Annotated in this window: 13 protein-coding genes; 6 read left to right on the top strand and 7 right to left on the bottom strand. The window is 70.4% G+C overall.

Annotation, left to right across the window (positions count from 1 at the left end; translation table 11 throughout):
* Positions 1 to 21 precede the first annotated feature (21 nt).
* The gene (locus BMY61_RS23870) at positions 22 to 591 is read right to left on the bottom strand and encodes a lipocalin/fatty acid-binding family protein (protein WP_143094490.1); all 570 of its coding nucleotides are present in this window, start codon (positions 589 to 591) and stop codon (positions 22 to 24) included.
* A gap of 578 nt (positions 592 to 1,169) precedes the next feature.
* A complete protein-coding gene (locus BMY61_RS23865; RefSeq protein ID WP_042444072.1) occupies positions 1,170 to 1,571 on the bottom strand; it encodes a hypothetical protein in 402 nt (133 codons plus the stop codon).
* Between the two features lie 587 nt (positions 1,572 to 2,158).
* Here BMY61_RS23865 and BMY61_RS23860 point away from each other — a divergent pair.
* Together BMY61_RS23860 and BMY61_RS23855 are read left to right on the top strand one after the other, a co-directional pair.
* Entirely contained in the window at positions 2,159 to 3,544 is a 1,386-nt protein-coding gene (locus BMY61_RS23860) for a hypothetical protein (RefSeq protein WP_052438444.1), read from the top strand.
* A gap of 108 nt (positions 3,545 to 3,652) precedes the next feature.
* On the top strand, positions 3,653 to 5,302 hold the full coding sequence (locus BMY61_RS23855; protein ID WP_063773203.1) for a hypothetical protein: 1,650 nt from the start codon (positions 3,653 to 3,655) through the stop codon (positions 5,300 to 5,302).
* A 105-nt stretch (positions 5,303 to 5,407) separates the two neighbouring features.
* On the opposite strand, the gene BMY61_RS23850 is transcribed toward BMY61_RS23855, so the two are convergent.
* On the bottom strand, positions 5,408 to 6,295 hold the full coding sequence (locus BMY61_RS23850; RefSeq protein ID WP_042444070.1) for a LysR family transcriptional regulator: 888 nt from the start codon (positions 6,293 to 6,295) through the stop codon (positions 5,408 to 5,410).
* A 93-nt stretch (positions 6,296 to 6,388) separates the two neighbouring features.
* On the opposite strand from BMY61_RS23850, the gene BMY61_RS23845 reads away from it, so the two are divergent.
* The 3 genes from BMY61_RS23845 (at position 6,389) to BMY61_RS23835 (ending at position 8,889) form a co-directional block, all read left to right on the top strand.
* Positions 6,389 to 7,126 (top strand): SDR family oxidoreductase, encoded by a 738-nt coding sequence (locus BMY61_RS23845; protein WP_042444068.1) that lies wholly within the window; start codon positions 6,389 to 6,391, stop codon positions 7,124 to 7,126.
* A 219-nt stretch (positions 7,127 to 7,345) separates the two neighbouring features.
* Entirely contained in the window at positions 7,346 to 8,545 is a 1,200-nt protein-coding gene (locus BMY61_RS23840; RefSeq protein ID WP_236655907.1) for a hypothetical protein, read from the top strand.
* A complete protein-coding gene (locus tag BMY61_RS23835) occupies positions 8,542 to 8,889 on the top strand; it encodes a hypothetical protein (protein ID WP_042444066.1) in 348 nt (115 codons plus the stop codon). The genes BMY61_RS23840 and BMY61_RS23835 overlap by 4 nt, the downstream gene beginning before the upstream one ends.
* Before the next feature lie 30 nt (positions 8,890 to 8,919).
* On the opposite strand, the gene BMY61_RS23830 is transcribed toward BMY61_RS23835, so the two are convergent.
* The 3 genes from BMY61_RS23830 to BMY61_RS23820 all read right to left on the bottom strand — a co-directional run bounded on the left by BMY61_RS23830 (position 8,920) and on the right by BMY61_RS23820 (position 10,780).
* Positions 8,920 to 9,270 carry a VOC family protein gene (locus BMY61_RS23830; RefSeq protein ID WP_042444064.1) on the bottom strand — a complete coding sequence of 117 codons (351 nt, stop codon included), beginning with the start codon at positions 9,268 to 9,270 and terminating at the stop codon, positions 8,920 to 8,922.
* A 111-nt stretch (positions 9,271 to 9,381) separates the two neighbouring features.
* Positions 9,382 to 10,161: a maleylpyruvate isomerase family mycothiol-dependent enzyme gene (locus BMY61_RS23825; RefSeq protein ID WP_236655906.1), complete on the bottom strand. Its 780-nt coding sequence runs from the start codon at positions 10,159 to 10,161 to the stop codon at positions 9,382 to 9,384.
* Between the two features lie 61 nt (positions 10,162 to 10,222).
* Positions 10,223 to 10,780 (bottom strand): EF-hand domain-containing protein, encoded by a 558-nt coding sequence (locus tag BMY61_RS23820; protein ID WP_042444358.1) that lies wholly within the window; start codon positions 10,778 to 10,780, stop codon positions 10,223 to 10,225.
* A 140-nt stretch (positions 10,781 to 10,920) separates the two neighbouring features.
* Between BMY61_RS23820 and cqsA the strand changes: the two genes are divergently transcribed.
* On the top strand, positions 10,921 to 12,162 hold the full coding sequence (cqsA, locus tag BMY61_RS23815; protein WP_042444060.1) for an alpha-hydroxyketone-type quorum-sensing autoinducer synthase: 1,242 nt from the start codon (positions 10,921 to 10,923) through the stop codon (positions 12,160 to 12,162).
* Here the strand turns inward: cqsA and BMY61_RS23810 are convergent.
* The gene (locus tag BMY61_RS23810) at positions 12,095 to 12,901 is read right to left on the bottom strand and encodes a bestrophin-like domain (RefSeq protein ID WP_042444058.1); all 807 of its coding nucleotides are present in this window, start codon (positions 12,899 to 12,901) and stop codon (positions 12,095 to 12,097) included. The two genes, cqsA and BMY61_RS23810, sit on opposite strands and share 68 nt — an antisense overlap.
* Positions 12,902 to 12,915: the final 14 nt, after the last annotated feature.

The raw sequence follows: 12,915 nt of genomic DNA, 5'->3' as shown, positions 1-12,915 counted from the left end.
GCGTGGGAAGCGGGTCCGCGGTCAGCCGGTGGATCCGTTCAGCTGCCACGAACCGGTTTGGGTGCCACCCGTCGCTTGGACGGTGTAGGTGCCGGCCATGGATGTCGGACTGATCGTTCCGACGAACGCGATCGAGACTGCTCCGGCAGGATTCGGCGTCGTGCTGGTCACCGTGAAGTTGATGGACGTGGCCGTGACGGTGCCCGAGAAGCTGCCGCTGCCGTACAGCGGGGGAGCGACCGTCATCTGGCCGGCGATGTGCCCCTGCGCGTCCTCGGTGATCGAGCTCAGGCCGAAGGTGGAGTCGATGTTGTAGGTGATGTTGTGCACCGTGCCGCTGTACGACGCCGCCAAGTGGGGCAGGGACGGGCTGGGCGACGGGCTCGGCCCGGTCGTCGGGGGGACGTAACGGTAGAAGCCCTGGACGGTGGAGAGCCCGGCATGGTTGGTGCGGACATAGGCCAGGGTCCAGGTGTTGGTGCGCTGGACGTGGTCGTAGGCGTGTGGCGCGGCCAGGATCTGGACCGTCTTTGCGGACTTGCCGATCAGGATCCCGACGTGTCCTTCGAAGTACGCCAGATCTCCGGGCATGGCTTGCGCCGTGGGCACCTTGACCATGTGGGGCATGACCCGCTGCGAGTTGTTGTTCCCGTTGCCCAGGACGTCCCCATGGGGTGGGCCGTGGAGGCCTGGCACCGGGGACCGGCCAGCAGTGTCTTCGGGGCGCCCTTGGGCCGGGTCCAAGCTTCGCACTGACCCATCGACGGGCCGGGCTTCACGCCGTGGCCGGCACCCCAGGAGTAGGGCACGCACTTCGGGCTTGTCTCACTCGCGCACCCGCCGGTCCAGGGCCGCTGAGCCCGGAGCGGCGAACACCAAAGCGGCTATGGCGGTCACGAGCGCGGCGAGCAGGGCAAGAACAGGCGTTGCTCGGCGTAAGGACATCACTGGACCTCGCTTTCGCACCCTGGCGGGAGCGGTCGGACGATGCGCACGGTCGGCCGATCACGGAGGACCCAGCGTCGAACGTAGCTTGCCCGATCCGCCCTACTCTCCGCAGTCACTTCAATACACAGGGTGCATGGCGACGGTCGAGACGTGGCTCGGCGGCACCGCCGGGCCGCCACCGCGACCCGCCGGGGTGGCACCGGGTCAGGCCGGGTCAGGACTCAGTCGTGGTGGCGGTGCTTGTTCGCCTCGGCCAACTTGGCTTCGGCAGCGGCGATCTCCTGCTGCCGGCGCTGCTCGTCGAAATCGGCCGCCGACTGCTTCCAGGCCTTGTGCCTGGCTTCCAGCTTCAGCACGTCCAGGACCACATGCTTGTGGTCGGCGCTGTAGCGGACCGGGACGATCATCCCGACCTCGAGGTCACCGAGCTTCGAGGTGTCGAGGCCCATGGACGAGAACGCGCCCTCGGTGCCGTCCTCGAACTTCATGTGCCCCTCGATGCCGAGGTAGAAGCCGGAGAAGGCCCTGTCGCCCTTCATCCCCTCGACCTTCTGCTTGGTGATCACTCCCTGGCTCTCGAGACCCTCGTGCAGCAGCTTGTGGTGCAGCAGCTTGTCGAACATGCCGAGATCCTCTCGCGCCGGCCACGGGCGGGCGGCTGCAGGCGTTGATGGGATGCGCGTGCCTCATGGCAAGCAGCGACGCTCCACGCGACGACCGCACCGCGTCGAGACCGCCGAGCCGCAGAGTACACCGTGGCCTTCGCCCGACCGGACGGCGTGCGCCGGGTCGTGCTGCACATGATCGAGGAGACGGTCGCCTACTCCGGGCACCTCGACATCGCCGGGGAACTCGCCGACGGAAGCCGGAATCTCGGCGGACATTGGCCCCCGCCCAGGGAGTTGCCGCCGGTGCCGCCGCGGGCGGCAAACGCCCAGGCAGGCCGCGTGCGCGCCGCCGACGGGCCTCGGGGACGCATCATCCGCACCTTGCGTTTCTCCGACCACGTAAGGCATTACACGTCTCTTACAGCGGCTTGCGCACCGCAGACCGCGCACCCCCCGCGGCGGCAGTCTGTTCCCCACCCGAGCGGAAAGGAGCAGACATGCCTGGCAAACGACTCACAGCCGTCAGGGCTCGATCGGAGCGGCGCAAGCACCGTCTCCTGTTCGGATTACCCCTGGCCCTGGCGGTGGTCGTCGGCGGAGGTTTGGCCTTCGCCGACGTCACCCCGACAACCCCTCCCGGCACCGGGGTGGCCGCCACGCCCACGAACTGGGGCGCGGTCACCAGCCGGACGGCCGTCAACGCCCCGTCGATGATGAACGCCGGCGTCATCGCGGCGAACATCTCGGTCTCCACCATCAAGCTGAGCAGCGCCTTCAACTACCTCTCCCCCAACGGCGCCGGGATGCCGCAGTGGACGCGCACGGTCACCGCGGTCGCCCCCGGCGGCACAGTGGACGTGGCCTGGCAGGCTGCGAACGGAATCCACGTCACCCGCGTCGACGGCCGGCTTCGGCGCACCGGCCCGGACACCGTGATCACCGGTGCACGCGAGATCGGCGGCTTGGTGGCCTTCGACGACGGTTTCGCGTTGCTCACCCGCGTGGCGGACCACAACCGCTGGGGGGAGACCGCTGCCGCGCTGATCCGCGTACGCGACGGTCGTGTCGCGTTCGTCGTCAAACTGACCGGCGCCACCAGTCACGACACCGCCCCCATGCTCGACGGTCAACTCGCCTGGAGCGGTGGCCGCTACGCCGCCGTCTTCACCGTGCACGGAGCGGGTGGCGCCCAGAACGGCCGTTGGGGCGACAAGATGGTCTACGTCAGTGACGCCGGGCGGATCCTGCCCGGAGGGCGTGCGTGGGGGTGCCGGGGCGACACCGGGCGCACCCTCGGCTGGTCGGGCCCGTCGGCGGCGTACACCTGCTACGACGACGGAACCGCCGCCGGTTCGGCGCTGACCAGCGGCGACGACATGGTGCGGACCGGCAACGGGAGTTGGGTGACGGCGCTCTCCTCGCGCGGGCCGGTCTCCTCCCGGAAGAACCTCCTCACCTGGGACATCACCCCGCGCTGGAGCAGCCACCGGACCGTGCTGTTCTTCGTCGACACCGGCTCGCGCACCGCACGCTCCGTCGTCCTGACCACTACGGCCGGGACCGAGAACATCAACGTCCACCTGGCGCCGTACGGCAGGACGGCCTTGCTGGTCAGCTGGGAGTCCGTCCGGAACGGGGTCTTCACCGGCACCCACTTCCGACTGGTCGACCTCAACGGCCGGTTCCTCACTCCGGATCTCGTGCTCGGCGTGCACGTCTCCGGTCCCATCGGCGTGCTGGCCAACGGCGACCTGGTCTGGGCGTTCGTGCGGCAGACGCCCCTCTACGGGCATCGGATGAACCGGTGGCCGACCGTCACCTCGCTCTTCCTGGCCCACCTGCACGTGAGCCTCGTCGTGGGTGGCTCGGCCTTCCCCACGCCCGCTCCGACGACGACGCCCACGCCCACCTCGATGCCGACATCGATGCCGAGCCTCCCCGCGGCACCGAGCACGGCACCGAGCACGGCGGTCGGCACGCACTTCTGACCGGCTCGCCCGACCCTGGCCCCCGAACCACGGGGGCCAGGGCTCCGGCCGTAGAGCCGGGTGGATCGCGGCCCGCCGACCGCGGGCCGGATTGGAGTTGACTCGCACATGCGCCATTCGGACACGTCCCGACGCCCGCGCCTCACACCCGACCGGCGCCGCCGACGCCGTGGGAGGAAGTTCACCTGGATCGCCCTGCTCGTCGGACTGCCCCTGATCGCGGGCGGGCTGGCCAGCGCGCTGGCCGCGAACAACCAGCAGGCGGCTGCGGCCGCCAACCCCAACTGCACCCTGGTGGTGCCGCCGAACCCGCTCGGCGCGCAGGGCCTCGCCACTCCGTACCAGCTGGTGGCCACCGACCCGGCCGCAGGTCCGTGCAACGAGGCCAACGCCAACCAGTCCGCATTCGTCGAGGCCGCGATCGTCGCGCCCGGCGGGCAGGTGACGTTGTACGACCCCCTGGTGGTCGACCAGGGCACCCAGCCCGCTGCGCCCACCGCGCCCGCGACCGTTCCGGCCGGCTCCACCGTCGGGATCTGGTTCGGCTTCAACGGCACCAGTCTGACCCTGAAGAGCACCAACGGCACCAACTCCCTGGGCCAGGGGCGATGCGTGAACGGCCTGCGAGGCTCGATCTTCGGGCAGTTCGCCGACTGCAACGCCCCGGCGTTCTTCCGCAACGCGAATCGGCAGGTGGCGGCCGGGCAGCTGCAGATTCCCGCCGCCGGCACCGCCAAGGACGGCCTGCCCTGCCCGACGACCCGTGACTTCTCCGTGGTGGACCAGGACCAGAGCGACAACGTGGTCACCCACTACCTGGCCACCGCGAACGGCCGGACCGCGCAGAACAACGCCGCCAACAAGGCCACGCTGCAGAACCAGCAGCTGGTGGACCTGGCCAACGGCAGCGACAACCTCCTGCTGACCCAGTTCATCGACCCGGCCCTGGGGTGCACCCCCTGGACCCGACCCGACCAGTCCAGCGACGGTACGGCGAGCGCGGCGCTGCCCCTCGACGAGCTCTCCGCGGCCGCGAATCAGCAGGCACCGATCGCGCTGGTCCCGCTGACCGACCCGATGACGTTGAACAACAACAACGCCAACCGCACCAAGGTCAACCTCTACCGCGCCGGCGTCGACATGACCCCGATCGGCGCGGCGGACAACGGCAACGGCACGACCTACTGCCAGAACCTGTTCGGCAACGCGATGGGTATCCAACGGGTCTTCAAGGACCAGGCCCTCTTCATGAACGGCCCCTCGGTCGACGCAGCCATGGCGAACAACCTCTTCACCTTCCTGGCCATGCGCGCCAACCAGAGTTTCACCAACCTCAACTGCGGGGGGCTGCTCAAGGCGGCCAACCCGATCACGCTGACCACGGACGGCAACGGCGTCGTCGTCAACGCGACGTTCACCCCGCTGGGCCAGACCCCTCCCGCCCCCGCGGTCGGCGCGGCGACTCCCACCACGACCTGCGCAGTCGTCTCCCCGAACCCCGCCGCAGGGACCACCACTTCCGCCTCGCCGACCGGCCCGACGACGCCGGCGAACCCCGCGCCGACCGGCCCGTCCACGCCGGCGAACCCCGCGGCATCCTCCCCGGCGTCGGCCTGCCCCACCCCGATGTCCGCCACCTCCGCCACGGCTGTCGCGCCTCCCGCGCCTGTTGCGACGGACACGGCCGCCAACGGCTCTCCCATCCCCACGGCGTCCGCCACCACCAACGGCAAGCACCGGCGCCACATGAGGTGGTGAGCCGGCGAGGCCTGACGTGACCGTCCGGTCGGGGGCTCGGCCTCACGCCCTCCGGCCGGACGGAACCGGCTTGTTCCTGGCGCCAGCCCTGTCCGGTCCGGCGGTTCAGTGCGTCGGCGCGGGGTCCGCAATCAGCCGCGTCGCGGTGCGGATCAGGCCGGCGAGGGCGAGCGAGCGGCTGTGCGCGGGCCAGGCGATGTGGGTGGAGACGGGAGGCGCGTCGCTCAGTGGCACGGCGGCGTGCTCGTGCCACAGCCAGGTGCGGGCTGATTCCGGGACGACGGCCACGGTGCGTCCAAGGGCGATCAGCTGGGCCAGCTGCGTGTGGTCGCGGACTTCCGGGCCTGGACCGGGTTCGTAGCTGCCATGCCGTGGCCAGCGGGCGATCGGGAGATCGGGGACGTCGCTGATGTCGGCCATGGACAGAACCTTGCGCGCCGCGAGCGGGTGCCGTGCGGGCAGGACGGCGATCCGCCCTTCGGTCAGCAACTCCTCGCTGTCGAACCCCGCCAGGGAGTTGAACGGCACGATGAGGAGAGCGACATCGGCGCGACCGTCGCGCAGCATCTGCTCCTGCTCGTTGAAACCGCCGGCCAGCACCTCGATCTCGGCGGCGTCGGGCTCGGCGGCGTAGGCGTCGAGCAGCCGTTGCAACAGATCGTGGGATGCGGCGGCCTTCACGCCGATGACCAGGCGTTCTCGGGGCCCGTCCGGATGGTCTGCGCTGCCGAAGCGGCGGGTGCGTCGAGCCGCGGCGGCGGTCGCGTCGAGGGCCGTGCGGCCCTCGTGCAGCAGCACCTGACCGGCGCCGGTCAGGCGCACGCCGCGGCGGTCGCGTTCCAGCAGAGAGACCCCGAGGCGTCTCTCGAGCTGCTGGACGGCTCTGGACAGCGGCGGCTGGGCCATGCCCAGGCGTTCGGCGGCGCGGCCGAAGTGCAGCTCCTCGGCGACGGCCACGAAGTACCTGAGCTCGCGCGTCTCCAAGGTGTCCATGCCGTCCCCTCCCCGGGCTGATACCTGGCGGGTATCACAGAATACCGCTTCGGTGTTGGACGCTCTCCTCGGCCGGGGGCGAGCATCGTCGACATGAACGAAGCGAGGATCGCGCTGGTGACCGGCGCGAACAAGGGAATTGGGTACGCGATCGCGGCCGGCCTCGGCGCCCGAGGACACCGCGTGGGCGTGGGAGCCCGTGACGAGGCCCGGCGCGAGGACGCCGTCGGGAAGCTGCGCGCCGCCGGGGTCGACGCGTTCGGCGTGGCGCTGGACGTGACGAGCCGAAGCAGCGTCGCCGAGGCTGCCGAACTGGTCGAGTCCGAGGCCGGGCGCCTCGACGTCCTGGTCAACAACGCCGGTGTCCCCGGGGAGATGGGGCCGGGGTGGGACCAGGATCCGACGACTCTCGACCTCGACGTGGTCCGGGCGGTGGTGGAGACCAACGTGCTCGGCGTCATCCAGGTGACCAACGCGATGCTGCCGCTGCTGCGGCGCTCCGCGTCGCCGCGTGTCGTCAACATCTCCAGCTCGGTGGGTTCCCTGACCCTGCAGGCGGACCCGAACATCGACATCGGCCCGGTCATGGCGGCCTACGCGCCGTCCAAGACGTACCTCAACGCCGTCACCGTGCAGTACGCCCGCCGGCTCGCCGGCACGGGCATCCTGATCAACGCCGCCTGCCCCGGCCTGGTCGCGACCGACTTCACGGGCTTCCACGGGCCCCGCACCCCCGAGCAGGGCGCGGCCACCGCGATCCGGCTCGCCACCCTGCCGGACGGCGGCCCGAGCGGGTCCTTCTTCGACGACAACGGGACCATCCCCTGGTAGACCCGCGCCACGAACCGTCCTGACGACGCTCTCCGCCCCGGATGCGGTTCCGCGTCGCCGCAGTCGTCGCTGGTCGTGCATCATCTGGCGGTCGCTCAGGAGGCGGGGTGAGGCCGTGATCGCCGTGCTGTCAGTGCCGCTGGCTACCGTGCCGGTGTGACTGATCTCAAGGTAGTGGCACGGACATCTGTCGGGGACGGGCGTGCGGTGGAGCGGCTGGTGAGTCATCCGCGGCTGCCGCTGGTGGCCTGTTGGGACTCCGAGCGGCCGGCGGTCCGTGTCTGGGACTGCGGCGGGGGGCAGCTGCGGGAGCTCGGGGTCGTGGGGGCCGAGGAGGAGGAGTACGGGGACGTCTTCGGGTGGGACCGGATGCAGCTGACGCCGGCTGCGGCGTGGCATCCGCAGCGGCCGCTGCTGGTCGTGGCAACGGCGGAGGGGCTGCGGCAGTGGACTCCTGACGGAGTGTCCGCCGCGGACGGCGGGTCCTCCTACCGGTCTCTGGCGTTCAGCCCAGACGGGCGGGCCCTGTGGGCCTCGCCGTCGGCGGACGAGGAGGGCGAGGACTGGGAGAGCTCGGACGTGATCGATCTCGGCTCGGGGGTTGTCGGCGCCGGGCCCGGGTGGGACACCGGGGTCGCAACGCATCCCGGCGGCGGGCTCGTGGCCACCCTGGTCAGCGACCAGGGGGCCACTCACTGCCTCTTCGCCCGAGCCGAGGCCCGAGCCGAGGGCCGCGCCCAGGCCGACGAGGGCGCCGCGCCTGCCGCGATGCGGCCGCTGCGGCAGGCGCTGATCCTGGACTGCGACGGCTACGAGGCCCCCGTCTTCAGCGCGGACGGACGCCACTTCGCGATCCGTGGCAACGCGTACGGCAACTACGTGGAGGTCTTCGAGTTCCCCTCGCTGCGCCGCGTCCTGTTCACGCCCCTGGGCGATCAGAGCCAGATGGAGTCCTGGTCGAGGCAGAACCTGGCCTTCGCGGCCCGCCCTGGCGTCCTGTGGATCGCGACGCCCGACGGCTCCCTGCTCGCAGTGGACGTCGAAACCCGCGAAACCACCGAGCACAACGTTCCGGTCGACTCCCGCCTGACCGCGCTCGCGGTGACGGCGACCGGCGAACTCCTCACCGCCACCGACGGCGGCCTGCTGTTCCTGCTCTCCGTGCTCGACGACCCCGCGCCGACGACGGCGGACACCCCGGACAGCCGCGAGCTCGCCGAGGCCGCAGTCGGCGCGTTCCTGGCCGGCACCTCGGAACTCCCCGCCGACGCCGACCTGGACTCCGACCTCGTCCTCACCGACGGCATCCGTACCTGGATCGCCGACGACCTCTCGACGGTGACCGAGGCCGATGCGACGGATCCCACCTGGCTGCAGCTCCGCGCCGCCGTCAACAAGCTCTTTGCCGAGGGAGCATGACCGCCTCCCGTCCGACCACCACCGGCAGCGTCTGGCGGCTGCACCGCGGCGAGCAGGAGCTCGCCAACCTGCGGGTGATCGACGCTGATTGGCCCTGGATGTACGCGAGCGTCGAGGCCTTCCCCGGCTTCGAGGAGTTCGCCCCGCTCTTCGCGGACCAGGAACGCGCCGCCGACACGGACGACTGGGAGCGCGTCGACGAGTGCCAGCTCGCGATCCGCGCCGCGCTCACCATGACCTTCCCCGACGGCGACCCGGTCCCGGAGTTCCTGCTCCACATCCACGACGACGGCACCGCCGGCTGGCGCTGGCACGACGAGCCCTTCGACGTGCCGAACGCCTGAGGCAGCAGGGGTGGCCTGTGCCGCCGGGGCTCAGGCGGCGGGCGCGCTCCGCAGACCGATGGTGTTGCCGTCGGCGTCCTTGACCGTGGCGATCTGCGCACCGCCGCCCACGTCGGTGGGCTCCTGGAGCACGGCGGCCCCCGCCGAGACCAGGGCGTCGAAGCGCGCCTTGATGTCGTCGACGTCCACGTACGGGATCGGGCCGGTCATGCCCTGCTCGAAGCCGTGCGGGTTCAGGCCGATGTTCTGTCCGTCGACGGTCCACCCGACGTAGTACGGCGTGTCCTGGGCCGGCGGCTCGCCGATCAGTGTCGTGAACAGGGCCTTCGCCTGCTCCAGGTTCTTGGTGGGGTAGATGATCGCGGTGAAGTTGTCAGCCATGGAAAACGCTCCAGAAGGTTCCGCCGCCGGTGTCTCCGGCAGCGGTTTCACCGTAGGGCGCCCCTGGGACGGCCTGCTTCTCCAAACCTGCTCGGCAGGTTGCGCCCACCCTCAGAACTGCGAGTGGGTGAACCAGTGGTCGAGCAGGCCGTGGTCCCCGGAGAGCTCGAAGGCGGCGGTGCTGCGGTCGCGACGGCCGTAGAGGAGCAGCAGCAGGTCGGCCGCGGTGGCGGCGCGGACGGCGGCGTCGGCCGGGGCGTCGGTGTCCGGTTCGAGGCCGAAGCCGTCGGGGCGGAGCCGGACCAGTCGGCTGCCGTCGGGGCAGCTGAACCGGATGGTGCGGTTCTCGGCGCGCAGTTCGGAGGTCCTCGGCGCGAAGAAGAAGGCGTTCGGCAGGTTGACCAGGAACTCGTCCACGCCGTCCAGGGCCAACGCCGGCTCGATCTCGACGGGCAGGCCCAGGGCGAGTTCGGCATCGGCCCGGTGCACGAGGGTCTCGAAGAGCATGCGCCGCACCCAGAAGCGGGCGTGCTGGTCGATGCCCCAGGCCCACATCGGTTCGTCGAGATTCCCCGCCTCGATGGCGCCGGTGGCCTCGGCGAGGCTGTCGGCCAGCCACTGCGGGTAGCCGGCGGCCTCTTCGGGGAGCTTGAGCTCGACGTCACGGCTGGTCGGCGGTTGCTGGATGCGTCCGCGCAGCAGCACGGCGAACCAGCGCTGGACGCTGCCGGCATGCCGGACCAGGTCGCTCAGCGTCCAGTCGGGACAGGTCGGGACGGGGGTGGACAGGTCGGCGCGCTCCACGACGGCGACGAACCGGGCGGTCTCGGCGGCGAGGGCCGACCGGTGGTCGACGGTGCTGTTGAACCTCATGAACTGCAGAGCATACATGGTTGACATTCTCAAAGAATCTCGCCCCGTCCCCAGGGGGCGCGCGCGGGGCCGAGAAGACCTAGAAGGGGCCGAAGAGCCAGTTGCCCGGCGCCTGCGGGTCGTCGCTGGTGTAGTACTCCTCGGTGGCCTTGCGGATCTCCTCGCGGTCGAGGGTGCCGTTGCCGTCGAGGTCGAGCTCGGAGAAGGCGAGGACGAGGTCGGTGGGAGAAGCGCCCAGGGTGCGGGTGTACATGGTGACGAACTCGTGCTGGTCGATGAGGCCGTTGTCGTCGGCGTCGCAGATGCCCATCCATGCTTCGACCATCACGTCCAGCCGATCGAGGTAGGCCTCCCGGTCGTCGGCGGCCGAGCGGCGCATGCCGGCGATGAACTCCTGTCGGTCCACCACGCCGTTGCCGTCGCTGTCCATGAACCGGACGTCCGCGTTCCAGAGTTCGGCGAGGGAGGCGCGCAGGGCCCGGACCTTGGGGGAGTCGGCGGGGAGCCCGAAGGCGGCGCCCAGGTTGTCCGCCAGCGCCGTGACGTCGGTCTCGACGAGCCCGCCGTCCCCGTCGGAGTCGAGCATCGTGTAGACGCGGTCGAGCTTGCGGTCCAGGACTCCGTCAACCGTGATCATGGCCATCCACCTCAGGGTCTATTTCCTCCGGCCGGTTCGGCGCGGCACGGAAAACGCTAGGAGAATTCCGGCGGCCGGCCGCCTATATTCCGTTCGTGTCAGGAGTGAAGCTCCCATCCGCCCGTTGACGACAGGAAGACATGAATCGTCCCCCGCGCCTGCCGGCCGGATTCCGTGAACGCATCGACCACTTCTACGCAGCCAGGGTGCAGGGTGCGTGGGACGGCCGATGGATCTTCGAGGGGTCGATCCCCGGGCCGGGTTCTGTCTGCGTGACGAACAACGACTACCTCGCGCTGGCGCACGACCGCCGGATCACCTGCGCGATGACCCGAGCCCTTGCCTCCCGCGGCAGCGCCACTCTCATGTCCGGGGTGTTCCTTGCCGACGGAGATCCCCAGGCGCTGCTCGAGCAGCGCCTCGCGGCCCACCTCGGCTACCCCACCGGCGTACTGTGCCAGTCCGGTTGGGCGGCCAATGCCGGACTGCTCCAGACGATCGCGGGTCCGGACACCCCCGTCTACGTGGACGTGCTCGCCCACATGTCACTGTGGGCGGGCGCCCGCTCCGCAGGGGCGACGGTGCACCCGTTCCGGCACAACGACCCCGGACACCTGGCCCGCCTCGTCGCCCGGCACGGCCGCGGAGTGGTGCTGGTCGACTCGGTCTACAGCACCGACGGCAGTGTCAGCCCGCTGGCGGAGATCGCCGCGAGCTCCCGCGCCGCCGACTGCGTCCTGGTCGTGGACGAATCCCATTCTCTGGGGACGCACGGCCCGCGCGGCGCAGGAATGGTCGCGGAGCTCGGAATCTCCGAAAATGTTCATTTCATCACGGCCAGCCTTTCCAAGGCGTTCGCCGGGCGCGCCGGAATCATCGCCGCAGGCGAGCCCCGGTTCGCCCGTTACTTCAAAATGTCCTCCTATCCTGCGATCTTCAGTTCCACGCTGCTGCCCCACGACGTGGCCGGTCTGGCCGCGGCCCTGGACGTGGTGCGCGCGGAGCAGTGGCGTCGTGACCGGTTGCACCAGGTGGCCGCCCTGGTCCGGGGCGGGCTGATCGACACCGGGCTGAATCTTCGGGATTCGCGCAGCCAGATCGTCTCCATCGAAGCGGGCGGCGAGCGCGAGGTCATGCGACTCCGGGACGACCTGGAGCGCGAGGGGATCTTCGGTTCGGTCTTCTGTCCGCCTGCGACGGTGCGACGGCGCTCCATGGTCCGGCTCTCGCTCCACGCCGCACTGACCGACGTCGACGCCGAACGCATCGTGGTCGCCTGCCGGGCGGTGGTGGGCGCGAGCCGGCGCCCACCGGCTAGCGCAAGGCGCTTGCTGCGTGCCAGTACTGGGTCAGGGCTCCTTGCTGGAAAGGCGCGGGACTGACGCTGAGGTCGCCGGAGAACGGGCGGTCCATGACGACGATCAGCAGCAGGCTGAACCCGATCAGTCCGGCGACGGAGGCGACGAACAACACCTGGACCCGCAGTCTGCGCGTGCCGTACAGGAAGGTGAGCGGGATCAGCACGAAGGCCCCGCCGAAGGCCAACGCCTGCAGCAGCCAGGGCAGTTCCTGCCCGGCCATGGTGATGCGGGCGCGCCGCTGGGCGGCCACGTCGTCGAGGTGGTTGACCGTCTGCTGGTAGAAGACCTGCTCCTGCTGGCTCTTCGGCTCGTACGCCTGCAGTACCTGGTAGGCGCTCTGCAGATTCGTCTCCGTGGCGCCGTAACTGGCCTGCCCCGAACGCATCCTGGGCCACTGGTTCAGGACGACTGCATGGACGTAGCCGCTGACCGCGGAGTCGAGCCCTGCCCGTACCGGTGGCGGGAACGCGGCCGCGTCACGGGTGATCAGCGCTGCGTCGGTGGCCTCGGTGGCGACCACGGTCTGGGCCTGGGCCAGATTCGTCCACAACGTGACGATCACGAAGGCCAGGATGATCCCGTAGATGGCACCGAACATCCCCAGCGTCACGCCGACCATGTCGTTGTGCTCGCCCTGCGCCAGCGACGGGTGCCGCCGGCGCAGCAGCACACTGCCGACGACGGCCAGGAGAACGGTCCCGCCGACGGTGACGAGAGCGAGGGTGAGGGTGCTGAGATGGTTGAGCAACCACAGTGACATGCGCGGACGGCCTC

It is taken from the genome of Streptacidiphilus jiangxiensis (assembly GCF_900109465.1).
GTDB lineage: Bacteria > Actinomycetota > Actinomycetes > Streptomycetales > Streptomycetaceae > Streptacidiphilus > Streptacidiphilus jiangxiensis.
This window is presented reverse-complemented; position numbering and strand designations above follow the sequence as displayed.

Coding starts and splice junctions, on each gene's coding strand:
- BMY61_RS23870 (WP_143094490.1), bottom strand. CDS start 591: ATGCCCGGAGATCTGGCGTACTTCGAAGGACACGTCGGGATCCTGATC.
- BMY61_RS23865 (WP_042444072.1), bottom strand. CDS start 1,571: ATGTTCGACAAGCTGCTGCACCACAAGCTGCTGCACGAGGGTCTCGAG.
- BMY61_RS23855 (WP_063773203.1), top strand. CDS start 3,653: ATGCGCCATTCGGACACGTCCCGACGCCCGCGCCTCACACCCGACCGG.
- BMY61_RS23850 (WP_042444070.1), bottom strand. CDS start 6,295: ATGGACACCTTGGAGACGCGCGAGCTCAGGTACTTCGTGGCCGTCGCC.
- BMY61_RS23845 (WP_042444068.1), top strand. CDS start 6,389: ATGAACGAAGCGAGGATCGCGCTGGTGACCGGCGCGAACAAGGGAATT.
- BMY61_RS23835 (WP_042444066.1), top strand. CDS start 8,542: ATGACCGCCTCCCGTCCGACCACCACCGGCAGCGTCTGGCGGCTGCAC.
- BMY61_RS23830 (WP_042444064.1), bottom strand. CDS start 9,270: ATGGCTGACAACTTCACCGCGATCATCTACCCCACCAAGAACCTGGAG.
- BMY61_RS23825 (WP_236655906.1), bottom strand. CDS start 10,161: ATGTATGCTCTGCAGTTCATGAGGTTCAACAGCACCGTCGACCACCGG.
- BMY61_RS23820 (WP_042444358.1), bottom strand. CDS start 10,780: ATGATCACGGTTGACGGAGTCCTGGACCGCAAGCTCGACCGCGTCTAC.
- cqsA (WP_042444060.1), top strand. CDS start 10,921: ATGAATCGTCCCCCGCGCCTGCCGGCCGGATTCCGTGAACGCATCGAC.
- BMY61_RS23810 (WP_042444058.1), bottom strand. CDS start 12,901: ATGTCACTGTGGTTGCTCAACCATCTCAGCACCCTCACCCTCGCTCTC.